The following is a 21,463-nucleotide window of genomic DNA, read 5'->3' as shown; positions in this document are numbered from 1 at the left end:
AAAATCAGTATGAAAAAGCTAAAAAGAAACGAATTAAAGAAAATTGAAGGCGGAGTACTTCCATCAATGATATCATGTGATGAGTACTGGAACTGCCCTATCGGCCTATGTTGCACAGCAGGGTTAATCTGCAGGGATCCAAAACATTACGGATGTATTTAATATAAACGGAGATCTTCTCCGTTTTTTTATGGGATCAATCTGGCCTTTCTTTCTCCCAAAACTATTATACTTCACATACAATCCGTAAAAACACGGTAAAAATAACAGTATAATTCCCTGTTCGCGAATACATTTTCTAGCATATTTTTTCCGAGATTTGCATATTAATTGAATTTCATCCGTAAAATACTGCTAAGCTATGAATACAGAATCAAATAATCCGCTACAACCTGGAACAATGTCAAATAGTCTTATCCAGGCTCTGATTGACAATTACCGTCAAAATCATCTCAATGCTATTAATACCGCATTAGGAATAGATGACGCTCATTCCATTTGGTTTGACCTTCCGAAATTAAAAAGTTTTATTGCCAATATTGAAGCTGAAGCCGCCAAAGCAAACCCAGCTACATCTACGGAAGATTTAGGGATCAGATTTTATTATGCTACTTATCCGAAACAGGAAAACTGGTCTATTATGGAATCACACCCTGTTCCGATAGAATACGCAGGAAGGCACACTCTAGTAATGGTCCCAACATTAAAAAAAGCCGATGAAACAGGAGAACTTATTGATTATGATTTCAATCCTTTTCAAAGTGCAGAAGGAAAATCTTTTGCATTAGCCAACAAATCCAACAAAGTCACGGGAGAAGATGATGATACCAGTCTTGGAGAAAATAACGGAATACTTGTCCCGCCAAAAGCTCCTATCGGTCAGTCTTATTAATTGTAAATATATCATATTTAGAACTGTATGACAGAATTCCAGGAATTTGCACAAAAAAGTCTGCTTTGGGCTGAAGGACTTGCTGCAGTCATAGCAATTTTCCATTATAACCGTTTAAAAGAACAACATTGGAAACTTTTTGTGTTTTATCTGGTATTTATTTTTCTTGGGGAAGCTTATGGCAAGTGGGGAAGTTTTGTTCATTTTACCAAAGCTCAGTACTATAACTATCTTTTAATGCCAATCCAGTTTATATTTTTTTACTGGCTATATGCTGCGAAATCTTTAGGAAAGCCCAAGCTATTTTGGATAATATCCATTTTATATCTGCTTTCATTTATTCCCAATGAATTATATTTTTCCAAAAGTAAAATTGTATTTGCTTTCAACTATACTTTTGGCTGTCTTATTTTGATGCTTTTGGTAATCATGGAGTATTACAAACAAATTACTTCACAAGAGATTCTCAATTTCAATAAAAACAAAATGTTTTATATTAATCTTGGAATTACGCTATCATATATAGGAACATTACCCTTCATGGCATTTTTATCACTTCTGGTAAAATACAAGGAAATTTGGGATATCTATTTCAGTTATTTCCTGATCTCAGTTTCAGTGATGTATATCTTATTTGCAAGTTCATTTATATGGGGAAAACAGAACTCTTAATAGTTATAATTCTATTCAACATACTCTTTGTGATGTTTGTAACAGCTGTATTAATCTATATCCGAAGTTACAGACAGCGAAAAAGAGAATATCTGAATGAAATCGAGATGAAAAATGAACTTCATCAGAGAGAGCTTTTGTCTACCCAACTGGAGATCCAACAAGCCACCATGCAGCAGATCGGTCGGGAACTGCATGACAACATCGGTCAAAAACTGACACTGGTAAGTCTCTATGTACAGCAGATGCTTTATGAAAATAAGGTTCCTGAAGCAAACGAAAGAATTGATCAGGTATCTCAGATCATCAACCAGTCATTGCAAGATCTTAGAAGTTTGTCAAAAACACTGACTGATGACAACATCAACCAGAAGGAAATTGTAACTTTGATACAGGAGGAGGTAGACAATACCAATTCTTTCAAAAAGTGTCATGTAAGCTTTGAACATAATTTTAAGCAACTCGACTTAGGCTTTGTTCATAAAAATGTATTGCTCAGAATCACCCAGGAGTTTATTCAGAATAGTATAAAACATTCCGGTTGTAAAAATATTTTTATCACCCTCAATACCTCTGAAGATATCCTTTGGGAACTTAATATTCGTGATGACGGAACCGGATTTGATACTTCGCAGATTAAGTCCAACGGAATAGGTCTTACCAATATGAAAAACAGAGCAGAAATCATAGGAGCCAGTTTTCACATGGAAAGCCATGAAAATACGGGAACCCAACTCAATATTATCTTAAAAAAACAGTCATGAAGAAATCTATTGTAATTGTTGACGATCATATACTTATAGCTAAGGCTCTGGAAGGGATTATTGGAAATTTCAATGAATTTGAAGTAATCTATGTATGCGAAAACGGAAAAGACCTCATCCAAAAACTTGAAGAAGGCAATTCAATTCCTGATATTATTCTTTTAGACATCAGTATGCCGATTATGGATGGTTTTGAAACCGCTGCCTGGCTTACAAAAAATCACCCCGGTATTAAAATCATGGCGCTTAGTATGCAGGGAGATGACAACAGCGTGATTAAAATGATCAAAAGCGGTGCAAAAGGCTATCTACTAAAAAACACACACCCAAGAGATCTGGAAACAGCTCTTACCCGATTGAACAGTGATGGCTTCTTTTATCCGGACTGGGCATCAAAAATTATTTTCTCTAATCTTAATAAAGAATCAGAAACTGAAATTGCCGTAAGAATTTCTGACAGAGAAAAAGAATTTCTAAAGTACACCGTAACAGAACTCAGCTATAAGGAAATTGCAGACAGAATGTGCTGCAGCCCAAGAACAGTAGAAAGCTACCGCGATCAGCTTTGTGAAAAGCTGGATTTGAAAACCCGTGTTGGGCTCGCTGTTTTCGCTATTAAAAATGGCTTTGCAAACTAAACTTTAATCACGAGAAAATTCTTAAAAAAATAAATTTAAGCGAAATTTATTCTTTAAAAAAACACAAAACCATAAAATGCGCTAATAAACCATACGAAATTGATTAAAATTTAAAACATTCAATATAATTATAAATTAAAATCAATAAAACACAGTAATACATATTGATTTAATAAATAAATTTAAAAAACATTTGCATATCAATTTTAAATAATATATTTTCACATCCTCAACCTAAATGATTTTTGATATGAAAAAACTATTATTTGGAGCTCTTATGCTCAGTGTAATGTCTGCATGTAACAATGACAACATCACCAATCAAAATGAAAACACAACTGACGAAGCAGTAACTACAGCAGGCTTTGCTCAAAGAGGCTGTGCTTCTGAGGAAATCAGACAGGAAGCCTTGAAAAAAAGTCCTGAACTTCAGCAAAGATTTGCAGCATTAGAAACCAATACAGAAAAATTCGCCAATGATATAAAGTTTGGAAAAGTTCTAGCTGATGGTACTGTAGAAATTCCAGTTGTAATGAATGTCATCTACAAAACTACAGCTGAAAACGTTTCTGACGCAAGAATTGCTGAGCAAATTGCGGTATTAAATGCTGATTATTCCGGCACCAACAGTGATGCCAGCAAAATTCCAACCGAATTCCAAACTGTAAGTTCTGGTGACACGAAAGTAAAATTCAGACTGGTGAATACTGTTAGAAAATCTACTTCAAAAACCAGCTGGGCTACCAATGATGATATGAAAAAAGCCTCTAAAGGAGGAATTGACGCAACTAATCCTACTAATTATTTAAATTTATGGGTGGTAGGCAAAATGACCAGTCAGGGACGTACAATTCTCGGATATGCAACTTTCCCTGAATCTGCAGGTCTCTGGAATGACGGTGTTGTAATTGCTGCTCCATATTTTGGAAAAACCGGTGCATCTTCGCCTTTCAATCTGGGAAGAACAGCAACCCATGAAGTAGGACATTATTTAAACTTAAGACACATCTGGGGAGATGCTAATTGCGGAAATGACCTGGTAAGTGATACTCCTACACAAACTACAGCAAATTACGGAAAGCCTTCTTATCCTCTATACAATACTTGCAGCGGTGTACAAAGATCTGTAATGTTTATGAACTATATGGATTATGTAGATGACGCAGCTATGTTCATGTTCTCATCAGGGCAAAAAACAAGAATGCAGTCTGTAGTGGCCTCTTCAGGAGCAAGATCCGGGTTGAGAGTATATTAATTAAAACATCTTTTTTACTTATATTTTAAAATCTATCCCACAAAACGGGATAGATTTTTTTGTACCCATCTTCTAGATTAAAATTCAGAAATACGATTCTATGTAGTAGCTCAGGCAATTTATTCACATAAAAAGCCTGAAATAAGCTTAAGTTATTTCTTTAAAAACAAATAATTCAGTAAAAAAAACAAAATAATGGAAGAAACATATGGCTTTAATTATGTTTTTTAAGATATTTCCATGGACAAATTTTTAAAGAATAATATCCTACAAATTATGTAGAATATAAAATTATTTACACTTAAAAAACACACTTAAGCGTGAAATATAAAACAAATTAATTAAATTAATTAAAATTCAATAAAAGTTAAATTAAGTTACAATAAACGCAACTAAAATAACCATTGAATAAACATTTATCAAATATTTTACAAAATAATTTGCATATCAATTTCAAATAATATAATTTCACAACCTCAACCAAATTATATTATAACGATATGAAAAAATTCTTATTCGGAGCTCTGGTTCTGGGCTTTATGTCGGCATGTAACACTGACAACTTAAGTAATCAAAATGAAGCGCCCCTGGATCAGGAAACCTCCGCTCCAAGTGCTCTTAAAAGAAGCTGTCCTTCAGAAGGAATAAGACAGGCAATGCTTCTGAAAAATCCTGCGCTAAAGCAAAAAATGGCTGACATTGAGTTCAGTACTGAAAGATTTACTGAAAACCTTAAATTGGGAAAAGTTCTTGCAGATGGAACTGTTGAGATTCCGGTGGTTTTTAATGTAATTTACAACACTTCCGCTCAAAATGTTTCCGATGCAAGAATCGCTGAACAAATTGCTGTACTGAATGCTGATTATGGTGCTACCAATTCTGACATCAATAAAATTCCTTCGGCATTTCAGCCTTCAGCGGCAGGAGATGTAAAAATCCGATTCAAATTAGTTGCTACCAATCGTAAACAAAGTACAAAAACAGGCTGGAGATCTGATCTTGAACAAATGAAAAAGGCAAGCACAGGTGGTATTGATGCTACTGATGTGACTAAAAACATGAATATATGGGTTGTGAATTCAATACTTGACGAAAATAACCAACCAGGAACTTTAGGATATGCTTATTACCCGGAAAATGCAGGACAATGGTATGACGGTCTTGTAATAGGTTATCAGTATATAGGAAAAACCGGTGCTTCCGCTCCGTTCAACTTAGGAAGAACAGTAACTCATGAAGTAGGACACTACCTAAATCTACCACACCTTTGGGGATCATCCGATACAGGCTGCCAAACAGATTACTCTAATGACACTCCCATATCTCCTGGCCCTAACTACGGAAACCCTACTTATCCTTTAAACAGAATTTGTGGAGGAGTAAGCCGCTCTCAGATGTTTATGAACTATATGGATTATGTAGACGACAAATCTATGGTAATGTTCTCTGCTAATCAAAAAACAAGAATGCAGGCTGTAGTAGCAGCATCCGGACCAAGATCTGGTTTAAGATAATCAACTCCATAGTTTAAATATTATAAAAACATTAAAATAGTCTATCTCAATTTTTGAGATAGATTTTTTTAATATTTTTACGTGACTTAAATTTCAGCACCACTACGATGAAAAAACTAGCATTAGCATTAGGAATACTATTGCACTTATCCTGTATTAAGGCACAGGATACTCTCCAATCCCGAAATCTCAGGGAAGATCTTACATTAATTAATTCCGGCTATGCCATTCAGGAGAAGACACCTTTTTTCAAAAAGGAATGGGTGAAAAAATCAGTGGCTCCTGCCCTTCTTTTTACAGCTGCGGCTGCTACATGGGGAGAAAAGGAGAATATCCGCGAGGTAAGAAACCGATATCTTCCTAACTTCAAAGTGAAATTTGATGATTATCTTCAGTACGCTCCGGCTGCAACTGTTTACGGATTAAAACTGGCAGGCGTAAAGGGCCGGAATAATATTGGAAGAGCAACTTTATCTTATGGTACAAGTTTAGTCATCATGGCTATTTTAGTCAATTCTATTAAATATACCGCAAAAGTTGAACGCCCGGACGGATCCAAAAATAATTCTTTTCCATCAGGGCATGCTGCAATGGCTTTTACCAATGCAAGTTTTCTGCACAAAGAATATGGTATGGTAAACCCAGCCTACAGTATTGCAGGGTATGGTTCTGCCGCTATTACAGGACTTGGTCGAAATTTAAATAACAGACATTGGGTTCCGGATATTCTTGCGGGAGCTGGTATCGGAATTATATCAACAGAACTCGGGTATTTTTTTATTGATAAAATTTACAAGAATAAAGGGGATAATATAAGCATCTTATCAAGAATACAGGGAAATGATTATCCTTCTTTTCTTGCTTTGAAAATGGGTACAGCACTCGGGACAACCAACTTCCTGAAGGAATCTGAACTGGATGACAAAAAACAAATCGGGTTTGAAGGCGGATTGGAAGGCGCTTATTTCTTTTCAAAAAAATGGGGTGTAGGTGCAGATGTAACCTTCAGCAGCTTTCCTATTAAATCTCAAAGAATAACCTTTGATGATGGGCAGGATTTTGGAGACCATGAAATCAAAACCCAATCCATGGGCTTTCTGTCTGCGGGTATCGGACCTTATTATTCCCATGAGTTTTCGGATAAATGGCAGCTTATGCTGAAAGCAACCGGAGGATATGCTGCAACTGCCAGTGGACAAGTATTTGTAAAAGGAGATAATATAGATGCTCCTAATCATGAACTTCAGATAGCCAGATACAAACCTAAACCTGCTTTCCGCTGGAATACGGGAGCCTCTATGACCTATAAATTCAATCCTGGACTCGGTCTTACTTTTTATACGGATTATAATATGATCAATTCCACCATCCGTTATCATTTCAGCGATGAAATTAAGGAAGGTGATGAGTTGGATCAGGAACTTAACAACCTGATTGCTAAAGAAAAAATCAGTTATATTACATTAGGATTAAGATTAACTGCTTACTTTTAGAATACAAAAGCCTCCAGAATCTGAAGGCTTTCATTTTTATAAGTTTTTACGGTTGTCGTCCGGTGTATAGTCCATAAACAGATCTCCATCAAGCTGTACAGATCTCACTTTTTTCTTAATGGGGATTACAAGATCGGTCATCTTTTGATTTTTCTCCCAAATAGAGGGTGAGAAATGAAGCTTCTCTGTGGTTCCGTCCTCATAAGACAATATTGCATCAAATGGAATAGCAAATCCACCTACGTTGGTAACGTTTATGGTGAGCATATCATTCATTTGAGAGGCTTCTGCTACTTTTAAATCAATATAATTATTGGTATAAAACCAATTATGGAAGAACCAGTTCAGATTTTTCCCTGAACCTGTATTCATAGAGTTGAAATAATCCCATGGAACCGGATGCTTTCCATTCCAGTTGTCCATATAATGATGTAATGCCTTCTTGAACAGTTCATCTCCTAAATAATCTTTCAGAGCCAGATAAGATAATGATGCTTTCACATAGGAATTGTTTCCATATCCCGCTCCACTTACCTGCGTACTCATCGTAATCACCGGCTGATCCTGTTCTGAAGATGGATCATTGATCCATTTTTTAACACGGAAATTTTTATAAAATTCCTTAGCTGCAGCTTCTCCGTTTTCATCAATTCCTATAAGGTATTCCAATGTGGTCGCCCATCCTTCGTCCATAAAGGCATATCTTGTTTCGTTGATTCCCATATAAAAAGGGAAATAGGTATGAGCAATTTCGTGATCTGCTGTCAGCCTTGCATCCTTAAGATCATCAGGAATACTGGTATCGTTGATCATCATAGGATATTCCATATCTGCATAACCTTGAATAGCAGTCATTACGTTATAAGGATATTCTACTCCCGGCCAGTTTTTAGAGAACCAATCAAGATTATAACGCATCCAGTCTACATAGTGCTCAAAATCCTTTGCCCCATTTTTATATCCTGCCTGAACACTTGCTCTTTTTGATTTCAACTGAACACTTGCTGCATCCCACACATAATGGTTGCTCATTGCAAAACAGAAATCTGTGATGTGACTGGCTTTAAACTTCCAGACATTCCATTTATTCGGTTTGGTTACTTTACCAGACTTCATTTCCTGCTCTGTCGCAATGTGCATTACTTTATCGCTTTTTAATGAAGCTTTGTATCTTTTTAAATATTCCGGCTGAAGTACGGCTTCCGGATTCAGGAAATCTCCTGTTGCCCAGACTACAAAATTCTTGGGTGCGGTGATGGCAAAACTATAGTCGTTGAAGTCGTTATAAAACTCCTGTCTGTCTGAATGTGGAAGCATATCCCATCCGTTATAATCATCATACACGGAAATTCTTGGAAAAGAATAGGCTACATAGAATGTTTCAGGATCTATCTGTCCTTCTCTTCCACTCTGTACTGAAAGCGGATATTCCCATTCAATTTTTACTTCAGCTTTTGATTTAGATTTTAAAGCTGTTTTTAATTTTACTTTTTCAACGGTACTCCAGTCGTCACTGTTGACATCATATTTTTCACCGTTTACAATGAAAGATTTGATCTTAAGCCCTGAAGATAGAAAATCTTTAGACACAAATCCTGATCTTGGCGACTGCGGTTTATGAAGGTTATTCACAAAACGTATGGCCAGTTCAGTCAGGCTATCCGGGCTATTGTTTGTATAGAGAATTGTTTCTTTTCCGGAAACTATTTTTGTATTGGCGTCCACCCTCACATCCACATTGTAGGCTCCTTTATTCTGCCAATAGTTTTTACCTGGTGCTCCGGAGATATCACGGGTCCCTTTTTCATATGCTTTTTTGATATTCCTCGGCATATAGAGTTCCTGTGCAGACAATTGCAGTAAGGAAACGACCATCAGCATTCCGGAAAAAATTTTCTTCATAATGACCTTTTTAAAGATAGGTGTCAAAAATAGCAAAAATGTAACATCAGTAGGTTATTTCTTTTATAATAATATCTTATTGTAATGATGTTTATATCATATTATTCTACAGCCTATCTTGTTCGGCAGTTTTCTTTATTGTTTTTGCATTTTTCACAGACTGATTTCCAAAGTTGAATTTCAGTGAAAAGGAGATGCCTTGAGCATCCGTATAATCGAGGAAATAATTATCCTGATTTGCGTATTTTGTACTGACTTTCTGACCTGTTGTTCTGAAAATATCAGTGAATATAAGACTTGCTTCCAGTTTTTTATTCAGGAACTTTCTGTTCATTACAAAATATGCCGACCACGCCGCAGAAATTCTAAAAGTCCCTTGTATTCCTGGAGAATAGTAGCGGTGTCCCATTTCCATCTTCCAATCGTTGTTTTTATCAAGGGTAAAACTTGTTGAAATATTGGAGACCCAGTTCCAGACTTTATTTTTATACAGCAATCCGTCTGTACCTTTGAAATAATTTTCATTGTGTTCAAGATTTTCAGACATAATGATATTCCACCATGGTTTGACCTGAAAGTTTTTGTACAGACTCAATCCGAAAGCTTCTCCTTTTTCAATATTCGTGAAGTAATAAATGAGGCTGTTGGTACCGGGTTCCTGATATGAAATTTCCATAGACGGATACATTTCTTTTCGGTAATACAGATCCAGATTCCAGTCTTTCCAGGAATAGGTAAGATTGAGATTATGGGTGATTGTTGCTTTTAACTTCGGATCTCCCTGATAGTATGAAAACAGATTGTAATAAGATTTCGCAGGATTCAACCATGAATAGGAAGGTCTGCTGATCCTTTTCCCATAAGAGAAACCGAATTCCTGTTTATTTTCTGTGGTATATTGTGCGTAAAAAGTGGGGAAGAATTTCCAGTAATTGCTTTTATTCAATTCATAAGGTTCAGAGACCACGCCTTCAAGATCTGTCATTTCTGCACGAAGCCCTCCTTTGAAATTCCATTTTCCAATGTTATAGGCTAGTGAAGAATACAGGGCAAAATTATGTTCTTTATAATCAAAGATACTGCTCTTTTCCGGGCGGTATTGCAGTACTCCATTTTCATTATCAGAGAAATCAAGTTGACTGTTGGTCTTTACAAAACTATATTTTGCTCCGGATTCCAGCTCCAGTTTATCATTTTTCCACTGATAATCGAATTGTGTGGAATACAGCTGAACATCCGCTTTATTCTTTGTAAGGAAATTATCTTCTTTTGGAGGCTGGCCTGCAAAGTTCAGACTGGTGATTACATTCTGGTATTTATCGGCGTTGTTTCCGGTAAAATAATTGATCCACGAAAGACTGCTTTTCTTATTCAGCTTCCGGTCTATCTGAAAACTTACAGAGTTATTAATGGAACGTGAGCGGTGATCGTTGATCGTGGTATAATTAGATTCTACGATATCCTGATTATTATAGATCAGTGTAGGAACATTGTAGGTTCCGAAGGATTTTGGAGAAAAATACCCTGAATAGTTGAGGCTTGCATTGGTCAAGCTGTCCAATTCATACTCCACATTAAAATTCAGGGTATTCTGGTTATAGTTTTTATCCTTCCTGTTCATCGTACTGACCCATCGGGTTTGGCTTTCCGGATAGTTCACATAGTCTGTTCCTTCCCGGTAGTATGTTCCCAGCCCTCTATAATAGCTTCCCATAATGGAAAGTTTATCTTTTTTATAATATTGGGAAAGACCAAAAACGCCTTTCGCATATTGTGTCTGCACATATTTGGATGAGAGAATTCCCCGGTAGCCCTCAATTTTATTCTTTTTCAGAACGATATTGAGAACTGCACTTCCTGAAGCTTCATATTTCGCAGGCGGATTAGTAATCACTTCTACAGATTTCACTTCATCTCCCTGTGTATTTTCCAGAAGGTTTTTCAGTTCATCTCCCGTCAGCATTACCTTTTTATCATTAATGGTCACCAAAATTCCGGTGCTTCCCTTTACTCCGAGCACCTCATTATTTACGGTGACACTCGGTGTATTTTTTAGAATTTCCCAGGCATTGAGTGATGAAATATTACTGTTTTCAACATTAAATTCCAGACGGTCTACTTTTCTTTTCACCAAAGGCTTACGCTTCGTCATTACAACGCCTTCTATTTCCTGAGATTCTTTTTTAAGGATAATATTCAGAGGTTCAAGTTTTGTCAGATCAAGTTTTTTCTCAAATAAAGAGTATCCCTGGTTTTTAACTACCAGTTTTACCTCCTGTTCTGCTATTCCCTCCAGTATAAATTTTCCGTTTTCATCAGTTTTTAATTCTTTAATTAATGTGTTTTGAGAATTATACAGCTCAACTTTTACCGACGAAAGCTTTTCATTTTCAGTATTCGTAACTATTCCTCCAGCTTTTTGTTTCTGGGCGAGAATCAAAACCGGAAAACACAGAAAAAAAAGAATTTTATACATGGCAATTTTTTATCCTAACAAAAACATTGTTCTGTTTTATGGCTACAAAAATCTGTATTGAAAGGGAGAATTTCGGTTAACGATGGGTTAATGATAGGTTAATGTCTTTTCTTTAAAATAACAAAACCTGAATTCGCAAATTCAGGTTTTAAAATCAATAGAGTATATTTTTTTATGGATAAGGAATGGCTTTATCCAGTTCAATCGGATTATAATATTTTTTGATGTCTATCTGCGTTTGTTTAGTCAAACCTGCAAACTCTTCTTTGCTTTTGATTTGCTGCCCATTAATGCGGACATTCCAGTCCGGCTGAAATTCGGTTCTCATTCTGGCATATGGATCATTGTAAAACTCCAGATTCAGTTTTACCCATTTTTTTAAGTCAATGGCAATAGGATCCAGTGAATAATGTTTTTCAAGAAAGCTTTTTGTATCGTATGTTTTTGGCAGATTTTTATTTCGGGAGAAAGAATATATAAAATCTTTCTTATCATCTTCCACATAGAGAACCAGTCCCGGCAATCCTCTGAATTTATAGGGGCCTTCAGGAATGTTGATATCCGGCGTAAACCACGCGGTCCAGTTTCTTCCTCCAAACACAGCAGTTGCTCTTTGTAAATTATAGTTATTGATCTTTTTAGTATCAGCCTCTATTTTCCACTGGATATTATCCTCTGTTTCAAAAACATAATAATAAGGCATCATCATGATCTGAACAAAGTTTTTATTTTTATTGGAATTTCTTTTTCGGATAATGGTTTGTCCGGACTGGCTGGTATGTTGAGAAGAAATTCCCCCGTGAAGAATATTCAGGGAATCGCTTACTAAAAATTCTAATTCATAAAATTTCACTTCCTCCGTATTGATATCCAGCACCATTTCTTCTTTATCATAACTTGTACCATTGGGTTCAAATCTGTATTGAAGTTCATATATAAAGCGGTAGGTTTGCGCATTAATCTGCATCCCAAGCATCAGAATAAGAAGAATAAGTGTCTTTTTCATTAAATGGTCATTAATTTTCTAAAATTACCAAAAACACATTAACCATCAGGTTAATAAAAGGTTAATGATAAAAATACTATTTCAGTAAAATGTTAAAGTTTTATCTTTGTTTCAATGATAGCCAAGAGTAAAATTCTGATTTCGGTTTTTGCCGCCCTGTTCCTCCTTTTACTGGGAATACAGGTTTACTTTATGTATAAAACCTATCAGGTAAAAGAGAGGGACATCTACAGATCCGTGAATGACGGGCTTACCAATTATACAGACGGTCTGGAAGACATTCAGGAAGCTAAAGAGAAAAATGACGACTCCCTTCAGGAAATCATTATACAATATCATAATAAGGAGATCAATAAAAAGGATTTTCTGAATTATTTTATAGAAAACAGAAAGTCTGCCAGAGAAAGACTGATCCATTATATTGACAGCCGCTACCAGAAAGACGGATATGAGATTTCTGCAAGAATCCGGTATCTTTCAATTGTTCATCTGCCAGACAGCACAAAAATAATTACAGAACCTATTGTTATTTTTGAGACACAGGATAAGCTTAAAAAGCCGCGTATTGCAAGTAACGGAAGTTGGGAAACTTCAACCACCAAAAGAGATGATTCGGATAAAGGTCAGGTTGAAAAAAGAAATACTTTTCTTGTCAAAACCCAGACAGATTTTGAGATTAAGAATATAAAGAGTATTGTTTTCAAAGAGCTTACTTTACTGATTATTTGCTGTGCTATACTTCTTTCCGGAGTCCTTCTGCTCTATATCTTCACGATCAGAAATCTGATCCAGCAGCAAAAGCAGGTAGAAGTTCTCCACACCATTGTGGATAACATTTCACATGAGTTTAAAACTCCGATCGCTACTTTAAAAATAGCTTCAAAAGCATTAAAAAAAGAATGGAATCCTGAAACACTTCCTCTTATCGACAGGCAGATTTCCCGGCTTGAAAGCCTGATGTTCCAGCTTCATAAGAATGAAATACCGGATGAGATGACAGCCATACAGCCTGAAGACTGGGATTTTTTCATTCAGGATCTTGCGGTTACTTATTCTGATATTGATTTTAAACTTGAAAATTCAGTTTCACAAAAGCTTCCCTATGATAAAAACCTGATGGAAACAGTCATTAAAAATCTTTGTGAAAACAGTGTCAAATATGGAGCATCTGTTGTGAAAATAAATATCCGTAACAGTTCTCAACAATTAGAAATCGAAGTTTCTGACAACGGTCACGGCATGGAAACAAAAGAGCTGAAGAACATTTTTGAAAAATTCTACAGAATACAGAATAACAATATTCATAATAGTAAAGGGCTTGGACTAGGACTTTATTTCGTGAAGAAAATTATTGCCAATTATGGCGGCAAAACAGAGGTATCCAGCCAGCTTAATTTGGGCAGTACTTTTAAAATATCAATTCCTTATGAAAACTAAAATTCTTCTGGCAGAAGACGATCCGGATTTCGGAATGATTCTTAAGCAATATCTTGAATTGGAAGATTTTGAAGTCAGCTGGTTTCAGAATCCTGAAGATGTAGTCCCCTTACTTCAGACTGATTTTCCTTTTCAGATAGGAATTCTGGATGTGATGATGCCCAATATAGACGGTTTCTCGCTGGCTAAAATGATCATCAAGGAAAAAAGTAATTTTCCATTGTTATTTTTAACGGCTAAAAATCAAAAAATAGACCGCCTTACCGGATTAAAAATAGGTGCTGACGATTATATCCCCAAACCCTGCGATCCTGAAGAACTTGTTCTGCGAATTAAAAATATTTTAAAGAGAACACTTCCGGCCGTTACGGAAAGTCAGATAAAAATCGGAGCATTTTCACTGGATACTACCAAACTTCTATTGTCACATCCTAACGGAAACAACCGGCTGACCATACGGGAACAAGAATTGCTGCTGTATCTTCTGAAGCATAATCGTACTATTATTACAAGAGATAATATTCTGGATAATCTCTGGGAAACGAATGATTACTTTACCGGGAGAAGTCTTGATGTATTCATCAGCAGACTCCGTAAATATTTCAACAGTGATCCTCAAATAAAAATCCAATCCCTGAGAGGAATTGGATTTGAAGTCGATTTTCCAACCAACTGATTTTTTATAGGGAAAGGTTCACAATCACCGGAAAATGGTCTGATGGATACAAAAGATTTTCTCTTCTGTCATTAATGTGTCGGTGAGATCTTATTTTGAAACCTTGTGTAAAAATATAATCAATTCTGTCTTTTGGAACTTCATTGACGTTGAAGCCAGTAAAAGTTCCTACCGGACCGTAATGTTTGGTTTCAGAATGGTAGAAAGTGTCTTTCATATTCTGTGAAAGAATTTTAATGGGTTCTGAATCATCTGTCAGGTTAAAGTCTCCGCTTAGGGCCACCGGAAGATTTTTTGGATTCAGTTCTTTTATTTTTTTCAGGATAAGTTCGGAAGATTTTACCCTTGCTACATTTCCTACATGATCGAAATGAAGATTCATCGCCAGGAATTCTTTCTTTGATTGTTTATCTTTAAATACAGCATAGGTACAGATTCTGTTCAATGCAGCATCCCAGCCTTTTGAGGGTTTTTCCGGAGTTTCAGATAACCAGAACGTTCCTGATTTTACAACTTCAAGTTTGTTCGTATCATAAAAAATAGCAGAAAATTCTCCTTTTTCTTTGCCATCATCTCTTCCTACTCCTATATAATTATAGTTTTTTAATCCTGTTTTAATATCTTTCATCTGTTCCGGAAGCGCTTCCTGTACTCCGAAATAATCAGGATGATAATAGGTCAGCAAATCTGCAACATCCTGCTTTCTTTTTGGCCAGGCATTGTCTTTATCAGACTCTACATTCAGTCTGATATTAAAACTCATTACGGTAAGGTCCTGTGAAAATCCTAATGCAAAAAACATCAGAAACACCATTGAAAATCTGAAATTCATATATTATTTTATCAGTAAGAGACAAAAATAAAACTTCTCCGCGACAGAAAAGCTTTATTGATGTGATTATATTGTTAAATTATCTTTTTCTTCTTCTATAGATATAAAATATTCCTGAAATCCGGACTCCGAAACCGGTAACGGGCTTTCAAGCTTTACAACGCCTATGGTTTTATAATGAGAGGCCAGTTTTATGCTTTTACTTTTGAGAAGAACTTCAAGCTTTTTAAAATTTATATCTTTCTTTAAAACTGCGAGATAAGTGATCATAAGTATACCTGTATTAAACCGTTTCCAATATCTCTGTATTTTATGCCTTCAATAGGCCTTGCTTTTTTTTCAATCAGTTCCCAGATCTCTTTTGCTGATTTATCCGGAAACTGTTCCATGTACAAAGCAGCAAGTCCAGAAACATGCGGCGCTGCCATGCTTGTACCACTCATGCTGTAATACAAATTATTTTTGTTCTTTGCGTTTTTAGGATAGGCACTTACAATATCTACTCCGGGAGCACAGACATTGATATTTCCTCCTGTGGAAGGATTGATTCCTGCGTTTGAAAATCTGGCGATCTTCATTTGACTGTCAATAGCTCCAACAGCCATAATTGATTTTGAATTAGCCGGCATTGAAACGGGTTGCGGAATCTGTGGCCTGCTGCTGTCATTTCCTGCGGCCGCTATAATAAGACAGCCATTCTCCAGCGCCCGTTCTCCGATGGTTTCAAATAAAACAGAAGGCTGGTCATCCAATTTCACCGGGGATGCCAGCGAAAGAGATAATATTCTGATTTTTTTCGTAATCGCCCAGTCTATAGCGTCTATTACACTGCTGGTAGTACCTCTTCCATTATCCGCGAGTACTTTTGCAATTTTCAGATTGCAGCCTCTGGCAATTCCATAACGGTTTCCATTATCACTTCTGATATTTCCTGTTGCTACTCCTGCGCAATGAGTACCATGTCCGTTGGGATCCCGGTTCCAGTCTTCACCGTCTATGAAAGATTTACCTTCAATTTCTTCAGAGGAGAAATCAGGATGGGAAGTTTCAAGTCCGGTATCCAGAATGCAGACATCAATACCTTTTCCTGTATAGTTGGCATTTCCCAGCCCAATAGCTTTTAATCCCCACTCCATTTCAACAAATGATTGTTGAGGTAAAGGTTTGCCAGTAATATATTTTTCAAGTTCTGAAATTTTTTCTGCGAGTCCGGCAGATTGTTTTTTAAGTTCATTAATCAACTGTAATTCATCTGCAGGAAAAAATTCTCTTTCCTTTTCGTAATAAATAATAGGATTTGATTCATTTTTTACAGCACTTTTCAACTGATCTTCATCCATATTTTCCACCACAAGAACTCCCAGGTTTTTGTAAAGCACTCCGTTATCCTGATCAATGATTTCATAGGAACGGTTTTCTTTGGAGAGAAACTCTGAAGAAGTAATATTCACTTCAAGCTCTTTCTCTATTTTCTTGAGTGCAGTTTTCTGTTGATCCTGCAGCAAAACGATATATCTTCCGGTTTTCATAATGATGTTTTTTAAATTAATTTCAGAAATACCTTTTCCAGAATAAGAAAAATATCCTCGGGAATAATGGTCAGTCTGAGCTTTTTATTAATTCCCGATATTGCTGTATTCTGCTCAACCAATGAAGTCCAGAAGCGTTCAATTTTGGGAATAGAATTCATTTCTTTCAGCTTTTCATCATCCAGAATACCGTTCTGATATAATGAGACAATGATTCCTGAGATAAGTTCTTCTGCATCGTCAAGCTTTTTATTTTCCTTAGTATATATTTCCATCAGAATATCATACATACTTTCCATTCCGTTGAATGAAAATCCTCCGAGAAGCTCTCGTCTTCCAGTCGCTATTTTTTCCATTTTAATAGGATTAAAACCTCTTTTAACGGTAGAAATCATATTCATAATCTTCAACACTTCAGATTCGTGGCTGGTGTTTCCTTTAGTACGGAAATATTCAAGAACCTCATTAAGGAATACGTCAAACCGGGCATCAAAGTCAAATGATTTTGACAGATACAAAGCCTGAACATCATTGAAATGTTCCAGAAGCTCCTTAATTTTCTGTACCGTAAAGTGAATAAGTTCCTGCATTACTCAAAAGTTATCTGTTCTATTTCATTACCGTCTTTATCTTTGTAGGACACAATCCTGATTCCTTCTTCCTCCATTTCCACATGAAGGTTGATGAATAGTTTATCTTTATCTTCCGCAGCGCTGGTATTGGGATCTATGTAGATGTTGTTCAGTTTTGCATTCACCAGCGTATATTTATTCAGCAGAATCTTTGAAAAAATCTCTTTCAATTCATCAGTTTCGTCTTCTGTTGTGCCATCTTGAGGCCGAAAGATTCCGGAATTAAGAAGCTGTACTTTGTGTCTGAGATCCAGCTTAAGAACTTCATTGGCAGGAAGCTTTCCAAATTTCTGATCATTTTTTTCCAGTTTACTGAACAGTGTTTTGAACTCTTCAGTCTGAATCTGTTTTAGGGTAATTTGAGGAATATTCATCCTTTTCTCCTTGTTCACCAGGCGAATTCTCTCATTCAGTTCTGTAACGAACTGATCCTGATTCAGTTTAAAATTATATTTGGGAGCTGAATCTATATCTGTAATTTTGATCGGAATATCCATCTTTACACTGGGCAGGGCATATCGTGGAACCTTAAAATATTTAAGATATTCATGACGGGCATATTCTTTTGCAATAAGAACAGCATTTTCGTCTGCCTTTTTACGAGCCTGAATTATCTCGTTGTTGAGATAATCCAGGTAATCTGATAGTTTTATCATCTTTCGTAAAATAAATTATTGTGAAAGAAGCCCAAGCACTTTTTCAAGTCCGGCAGGCATTTCGTCATTGGTTGCACGTACTTTTACCCCAAGAGAATATTCTTTTTCAACCTTGATACCTGTACTGGAAGTTCTTTTGTAAGATACATCCACTTTGAATTTTACAGGTCCCCATCCTCCGGATACTCCTGCGTTAATACCGAATTCGTCGCTTACGTCCTTCGTGTAAGTAGAATTAAGTTTAACATTAAAGTCTACTTCACAGGTTTCAATTCTAAAACTTGGAACATTCAGCAATGCAATAAACGGAACTGAAATCTCTACATCATTCGGAATCGTTTTAGGGTTGGTGGCACTTACTGGCTCATCTTCTTTAAAATCCGGATTCGGAATATTTTTTTTGTATTTGAATTCTGCCATTCTCAGTTTTTTAGCACTGGCAGCATTAGCAGGATCTGTAAGTTCAAACCCAACTTCATTGATGAAATTAACGGTAGCAATAGAGGCATTAGACTGTGCTTTTACGCACGCATCCAAAGGTCCGCCAATGATCGTAGCAAAGTCGATACTTCCCAATTCTGCTGCAAAATCTGCACTGGCAGCGTCTGAAGTTCTGAAAATCTCTTCATCAGCAGCCATTTTACCCGCAATAAGCTTCATGATTTCTGAAGAAACTCCGGAAAAGGATTTTTCCCACTTTTCATCATAATTCTTTTTGAAATCTTCTACGATACCTAACAGTTCTTTATTGGTCAATGCGCTTAATTCTGAAGTCTCGATTCCTGATACTTTTTCATAGACTGCCGGAGTAAGAACTTTTTCAACTCCTGACAAAAGGTCAATTAACTCACTTTTTGTTTTTTTGGCGTGGCTTGCTTCAAGCACCGATTTTAATGTTTCCATGTTGTTTTTGTTTTTGATTAATATTGTAGGACAAAATTATATTGCAGACCACTCAAACATTGCAGGAGAACACCTCTACTTACCCCGGAAAAACACCCTAAAAAAATAAAAGCCTGAACTTACGATGGTAAGCTCAGGCTTTTGTGACATATAGATTCATCGATATTTATCAGCAAAACATTCTATGCAGGTTTTTTGCTGTTGTTTTCCAGGTTGACATCAGGAACTACTGAATTCGGATCCAGCTTCACCTCATCTATTTCTTTTGTAGAATCTACTTTGAATGTCCATTCTTTATTTCTTTTCCAAACCTCAACAGGAATTTTCACTGTTTGTGCAGTTCCATCTTTGAATTTTAACTGTACCGTGGTAGGCATTGGCATTTGCCCAAGATTTTCAACAGTGATCTGAACTCCGTTCTTAAAGTCACCATTGATATATTTTACATTTTTAACGGCCTGATCAATTTTCCATTTATTAAAGAACCACCCTCTCCAGAACCAGTTCAGTTCTTCTCCGGAAACATTTTCCATGGTGTGGAAGAAGTCCCATGGTGTAGGATGTTTAAAAGCCCAACGGTCTATATATGTTCTGAATGCTTTATCAAATTTTTCAGGTCCGAGAATAGTTTCTCTTAAAACATCCAATCCTGTTCCCGGCTTATAGTAAGCCAAAGCACCGATACTTCTTTCTTTCATATTGTCCGGTCCTACCATTACAGGCTCCAGGCTGTCCGTCAGCAGATACATTCCTGATCTTGCCAGATTCGGTTTATTATAATACTCTCCTTTATTGAAAGCTTCAGTTGAAAGTCCATTAATGAATGTATTGAATCCTTCATCCATCCATGCAAACAGCCTTTCATTAGAGCCTACGATCATAGGAAACCAGTTGTGCCCGAACTCGTGATCTGTAACACCCCAAAGATCTTCTCCTTTGGAATCCATATGACAGAATACAATTCCCGGGTATTCCATTCCGCCTTCATTTCCTGCTACATTGGTAGCTGCCGGATATGTGTATTCATACCATTTTTTTGAATAATGTTCTATGGCAGCCTTTGTATATTCTGTAGATCTTCCCCAAGCTTTTTCACCAGCACTTTCTGCCGGATAAGCAGAAATAGCCAATGATTTTTTTCCACTAGGCAGATTGATTTTTGCAGCATCTAAAATAAATCCGGCAGAAGAAGCCCAGGCAAAATCTCTGGTCTGTGTTATTTTAAATTTCCATGTTTTTGTACCGGAAGATTTATTTTTACCGATTTCAGATTCAGGATGAATCATCACCGTTTTATCACTGTTTCTTGCCTCGTTCCATCTGTTGATCTCTTCTTTGCTGTAGACTTCTTTCTCATTCAGAAGTTCTCCGGATGCTACTACGTAATGATTGGCAGGAACCGTAATATTGGCTGTAATGTTCCCATATTCCAAATAAAACTCCGAAGCTCCAAGATATGGAAGCGTATTCCAGCCCATGACATCATCATACACACACATTCTCGGGTACCATTGTGCCATAGTAAAAATTTTACCGTTTTTGGTATCCTGTATTCCCATTCTGTCTGAACCATATTCGGGAGAGACAAAAGAATATTCAATTTCTATTTTGGCAACTCCTCCATTGGCTTTCAGTTCCTTTGGAAGATCAATCTGCATTCTGGTATCGGTAATGGTATATTTCACCTCTCTTTTTCCGTCAAGCTTTACTGATTTAATTTTATATCCGCCATTAAATTCTTCACCATGAGCTCCGTTTCTGCTTCCCGAAAGCGGAACTACACCGTTTCCTCTGGAATCTTTTGCAAACAGATTCTGATCCAGCTGCAGCCAAAGAAAACCTAATTTATCCGGGCTGTTGTTGGTATAGGTAATCTGCGCTGTACCGGTAATCTCTTTTTTATCTTCATTCAGGCTGACATTCAAATGATAATCTGCTGAATTCTGCCAATAAGCATGTCCCGGCTGTCCGCTTGCAGAACGTGTTGCTGTACCTGTCTGCGGATAGAAAAACGGCTTAAATGCCTCTACATAATCATATTTTGGGGTTTCCTGCGCATGTACAGAGCCTGAAAACAGGATAACTGCAACGGTGGAAACGAGGGTTGGAAGTTTAAAATTCATATGAAAAATATTATTTTACTGTATAGGTAAAAAAAACTCCCGGAATTGTTACACATCCGGGAG

General features: G+C 36.6%; 19 protein-coding genes. 9 read left to right on the top strand and 10 right to left on the bottom strand.

What is annotated here, in order from left to right; genetic code table 11:
• Positions 1 to 361 precede the first annotated feature (361 nt).
• From CHRYMOREF3P_RS16980 to CHRYMOREF3P_RS16950, 7 genes are all read left to right on the top strand, one after another.
• Entirely contained in the window at positions 362 to 892 is a 531-nt protein-coding gene (locus CHRYMOREF3P_RS16980) for a hypothetical protein (RefSeq protein ID WP_077413757.1), read from the top strand.
• Positions 893 to 919: 27 nt separating this feature from the next.
• Positions 920 to 1,564: a hypothetical protein gene (locus tag CHRYMOREF3P_RS16975; protein WP_077413758.1), complete on the top strand. Its 645-nt coding sequence runs from the start codon at positions 920 to 922 to the stop codon at positions 1,562 to 1,564.
• 32 nt (positions 1,565 to 1,596) lie between these two features.
• Positions 1,597 to 2,328, top strand: a complete 732-nt coding sequence (locus CHRYMOREF3P_RS16970; RefSeq protein ID WP_228408628.1) for a sensor histidine kinase — start codon at positions 1,597 to 1,599, stop codon at positions 2,326 to 2,328.
• Positions 2,325 to 2,966: a response regulator transcription factor gene (locus CHRYMOREF3P_RS16965; RefSeq protein ID WP_077413760.1), complete on the top strand. Its 642-nt coding sequence runs from the start codon at positions 2,325 to 2,327 to the stop codon at positions 2,964 to 2,966. Before CHRYMOREF3P_RS16970 ends, CHRYMOREF3P_RS16965 begins: the two co-directional genes overlap by 4 nt.
• A gap of 250 nt (positions 2,967 to 3,216) precedes the next feature.
• Positions 3,217 to 4,221, top strand: coding sequence for a zinc metalloprotease (locus tag CHRYMOREF3P_RS16960; RefSeq protein ID WP_077413798.1), 1,005 nt, complete (start codon positions 3,217 to 3,219; stop codon positions 4,219 to 4,221).
• A gap of 500 nt (positions 4,222 to 4,721) precedes the next feature.
• The gene (locus CHRYMOREF3P_RS16955) at positions 4,722 to 5,735 is read left to right on the top strand and encodes a zinc metalloprotease (protein ID WP_180565094.1); all 1,014 of its coding nucleotides are present in this window, start codon (positions 4,722 to 4,724) and stop codon (positions 5,733 to 5,735) included.
• 107 nt (positions 5,736 to 5,842) lie between these two features.
• A complete protein-coding gene (locus tag CHRYMOREF3P_RS16950; protein ID WP_180565093.1) occupies positions 5,843 to 7,228 on the top strand; it encodes a phosphatase PAP2 family protein in 1,386 nt (461 codons plus the stop codon).
• A 36-nt stretch (positions 7,229 to 7,264) separates the two neighbouring features.
• Here the strand turns inward: CHRYMOREF3P_RS16950 and CHRYMOREF3P_RS16945 are convergent, their stop codons facing one another.
• From CHRYMOREF3P_RS16945 to CHRYMOREF3P_RS16935, 3 genes are all read right to left on the bottom strand, one after another.
• Positions 7,265 to 9,130: a M1 family metallopeptidase gene (locus CHRYMOREF3P_RS16945; RefSeq protein WP_077413763.1), complete on the bottom strand. Its 1,866-nt coding sequence runs from the start codon at positions 9,128 to 9,130 to the stop codon at positions 7,265 to 7,267.
• A gap of 106 nt (positions 9,131 to 9,236) precedes the next feature.
• Entirely contained in the window at positions 9,237 to 11,606 is a 2,370-nt protein-coding gene (locus CHRYMOREF3P_RS16940) for an outer membrane beta-barrel family protein (RefSeq protein ID WP_180565092.1), read from the bottom strand.
• Positions 11,607 to 11,778: 172 nt separating this feature from the next.
• The gene (locus tag CHRYMOREF3P_RS16935) at positions 11,779 to 12,612 is read right to left on the bottom strand and encodes a GLPGLI family protein (RefSeq protein WP_180565091.1); all 834 of its coding nucleotides are present in this window, start codon (positions 12,610 to 12,612) and stop codon (positions 11,779 to 11,781) included.
• Positions 12,613 to 12,726: 114 nt separating this feature from the next.
• On the opposite strand from CHRYMOREF3P_RS16935, the gene CHRYMOREF3P_RS16930 reads away from it, so the two are divergent.
• Complete coding sequence (locus tag CHRYMOREF3P_RS16930; protein WP_077413766.1) at positions 12,727 to 14,049, top strand: sensor histidine kinase; 1,323 nt, start codon at positions 12,727 to 12,729, stop codon at positions 14,047 to 14,049.
• The gene (locus CHRYMOREF3P_RS16925; RefSeq protein ID WP_077413767.1) at positions 14,039 to 14,725 is read left to right on the top strand and encodes a response regulator transcription factor; all 687 of its coding nucleotides are present in this window, start codon (positions 14,039 to 14,041) and stop codon (positions 14,723 to 14,725) included. Before CHRYMOREF3P_RS16930 ends, CHRYMOREF3P_RS16925 begins: the two co-directional genes overlap by 11 nt.
• Positions 14,726 to 14,729: 4 nt before the next feature.
• Here the strand turns inward: CHRYMOREF3P_RS16925 and CHRYMOREF3P_RS16920 are convergent, their stop codons facing one another.
• The 7 genes from CHRYMOREF3P_RS16920 to CHRYMOREF3P_RS16890 form a co-directional block, all read right to left on the bottom strand.
• Positions 14,730 to 15,557, bottom strand: coding sequence for an endonuclease/exonuclease/phosphatase family protein (locus tag CHRYMOREF3P_RS16920; RefSeq protein ID WP_077413768.1), 828 nt, complete (start codon positions 15,555 to 15,557; stop codon positions 14,730 to 14,732).
• A 66-nt stretch (positions 15,558 to 15,623) separates the two neighbouring features.
• Positions 15,624 to 15,827: a hypothetical protein gene (locus tag CHRYMOREF3P_RS16915; RefSeq protein ID WP_077413769.1), complete on the bottom strand. Its 204-nt coding sequence runs from the start codon at positions 15,825 to 15,827 to the stop codon at positions 15,624 to 15,626.
• Positions 15,824 to 17,086, bottom strand: coding sequence for a S8 family peptidase (locus CHRYMOREF3P_RS16910; RefSeq protein ID WP_180565090.1), 1,263 nt, complete (start codon positions 17,084 to 17,086; stop codon positions 15,824 to 15,826). Before CHRYMOREF3P_RS16910 ends, CHRYMOREF3P_RS16915 begins: the two co-directional genes overlap by 4 nt.
• Before the next feature lie 11 nt (positions 17,087 to 17,097).
• Entirely contained in the window at positions 17,098 to 17,676 is a 579-nt protein-coding gene (locus CHRYMOREF3P_RS16905) for a hypothetical protein (protein WP_077413771.1), read from the bottom strand.
• A complete protein-coding gene (locus CHRYMOREF3P_RS16900) occupies positions 17,676 to 18,374 on the bottom strand; it encodes a hypothetical protein (protein WP_077413772.1) in 699 nt (232 codons plus the stop codon). The genes CHRYMOREF3P_RS16905 and CHRYMOREF3P_RS16900 overlap by 1 nt, the downstream gene beginning before the upstream one ends.
• Before the next feature lie 15 nt (positions 18,375 to 18,389).
• Positions 18,390 to 19,277 carry a DUF2589 domain-containing protein gene (locus tag CHRYMOREF3P_RS16895; RefSeq protein ID WP_198424137.1) on the bottom strand — a complete coding sequence of 296 codons (888 nt, stop codon included), beginning with the start codon at positions 19,275 to 19,277 and terminating at the stop codon, positions 18,390 to 18,392.
• Between the two features lie 182 nt (positions 19,278 to 19,459).
• On the bottom strand, positions 19,460 to 21,400 hold the full coding sequence (locus tag CHRYMOREF3P_RS16890) for a M1 family metallopeptidase (protein WP_180565089.1): 1,941 nt from the start codon (positions 21,398 to 21,400) through the stop codon (positions 19,460 to 19,462).
• Between the last annotated feature and the right edge of the window lie 63 nt (positions 21,401 to 21,463).

Origin of the sequence: Chryseobacterium sp. JV274 (genome assembly GCF_903969135.1) — a bacterium.
Classification (GTDB): Bacteria; Bacteroidota; Bacteroidia; order Flavobacteriales; family Weeksellaceae; genus Chryseobacterium.
Note: the sequence above shows the minus strand (reverse complement) of the source record. Positions and strands in the feature narration are given on the sequence as shown.

Coding starts and splice junctions, on each gene's coding strand:
- CHRYMOREF3P_RS16920 (WP_077413768.1), bottom strand. CDS start 15,557: ATGAATTTCAGATTTTCAATGGTGTTTCTGATGTTTTTTGCATTAGGA.
- CHRYMOREF3P_RS16940 (WP_180565092.1), bottom strand. CDS start 11,606: ATGTATAAAATTCTTTTTTTTCTGTGTTTTCCGGTTTTGATTCTCGCC.
- CHRYMOREF3P_RS16960 (WP_077413798.1), top strand. CDS start 3,217: ATGAAAAAACTATTATTTGGAGCTCTTATGCTCAGTGTAATGTCTGCA.
- CHRYMOREF3P_RS16915 (WP_077413769.1), bottom strand. CDS start 15,827: ATGATCACTTATCTCGCAGTTTTAAAGAAAGATATAAATTTTAAAAAG.
- CHRYMOREF3P_RS16945 (WP_077413763.1), bottom strand. CDS start 9,130: ATGAAGAAAATTTTTTCCGGAATGCTGATGGTCGTTTCCTTACTGCAA.
- CHRYMOREF3P_RS16975 (WP_077413758.1), top strand. CDS start 920: ATGACAGAATTCCAGGAATTTGCACAAAAAAGTCTGCTTTGGGCTGAA.
- CHRYMOREF3P_RS16900 (WP_077413772.1), bottom strand. CDS start 18,374: ATGATAAAACTATCAGATTACCTGGATTATCTCAACAACGAGATAATT.
- CHRYMOREF3P_RS16905 (WP_077413771.1), bottom strand. CDS start 17,676: ATGCAGGAACTTATTCACTTTACGGTACAGAAAATTAAGGAGCTTCTG.
- CHRYMOREF3P_RS16890 (WP_180565089.1), bottom strand. CDS start 21,400: ATGAATTTTAAACTTCCAACCCTCGTTTCCACCGTTGCAGTTATCCTG.
- CHRYMOREF3P_RS16950 (WP_180565093.1), top strand. CDS start 5,843: ATGAAAAAACTAGCATTAGCATTAGGAATACTATTGCACTTATCCTGT.
- CHRYMOREF3P_RS16970 (WP_228408628.1), top strand. CDS start 1,597: ATGTTTGTAACAGCTGTATTAATCTATATCCGAAGTTACAGACAGCGA.
- CHRYMOREF3P_RS16965 (WP_077413760.1), top strand. CDS start 2,325: ATGAAGAAATCTATTGTAATTGTTGACGATCATATACTTATAGCTAAG.
- CHRYMOREF3P_RS16925 (WP_077413767.1), top strand. CDS start 14,039: ATGAAAACTAAAATTCTTCTGGCAGAAGACGATCCGGATTTCGGAATG.
- CHRYMOREF3P_RS16930 (WP_077413766.1), top strand. CDS start 12,727: ATGATAGCCAAGAGTAAAATTCTGATTTCGGTTTTTGCCGCCCTGTTC.
- CHRYMOREF3P_RS16980 (WP_077413757.1), top strand. CDS start 362: ATGAATACAGAATCAAATAATCCGCTACAACCTGGAACAATGTCAAAT.
- CHRYMOREF3P_RS16935 (WP_180565091.1), bottom strand. CDS start 12,612: ATGAAAAAGACACTTATTCTTCTTATTCTGATGCTTGGGATGCAGATT.
- CHRYMOREF3P_RS16955 (WP_180565094.1), top strand. CDS start 4,722: ATGAAAAAATTCTTATTCGGAGCTCTGGTTCTGGGCTTTATGTCGGCA.
- CHRYMOREF3P_RS16895 (WP_198424137.1), bottom strand. CDS start 19,277: ATGGAAACATTAAAATCGGTGCTTGAAGCAAGCCACGCCAAAAAAACA.
- CHRYMOREF3P_RS16910 (WP_180565090.1), bottom strand. CDS start 17,086: ATGAAAACCGGAAGATATATCGTTTTGCTGCAGGATCAACAGAAAACT.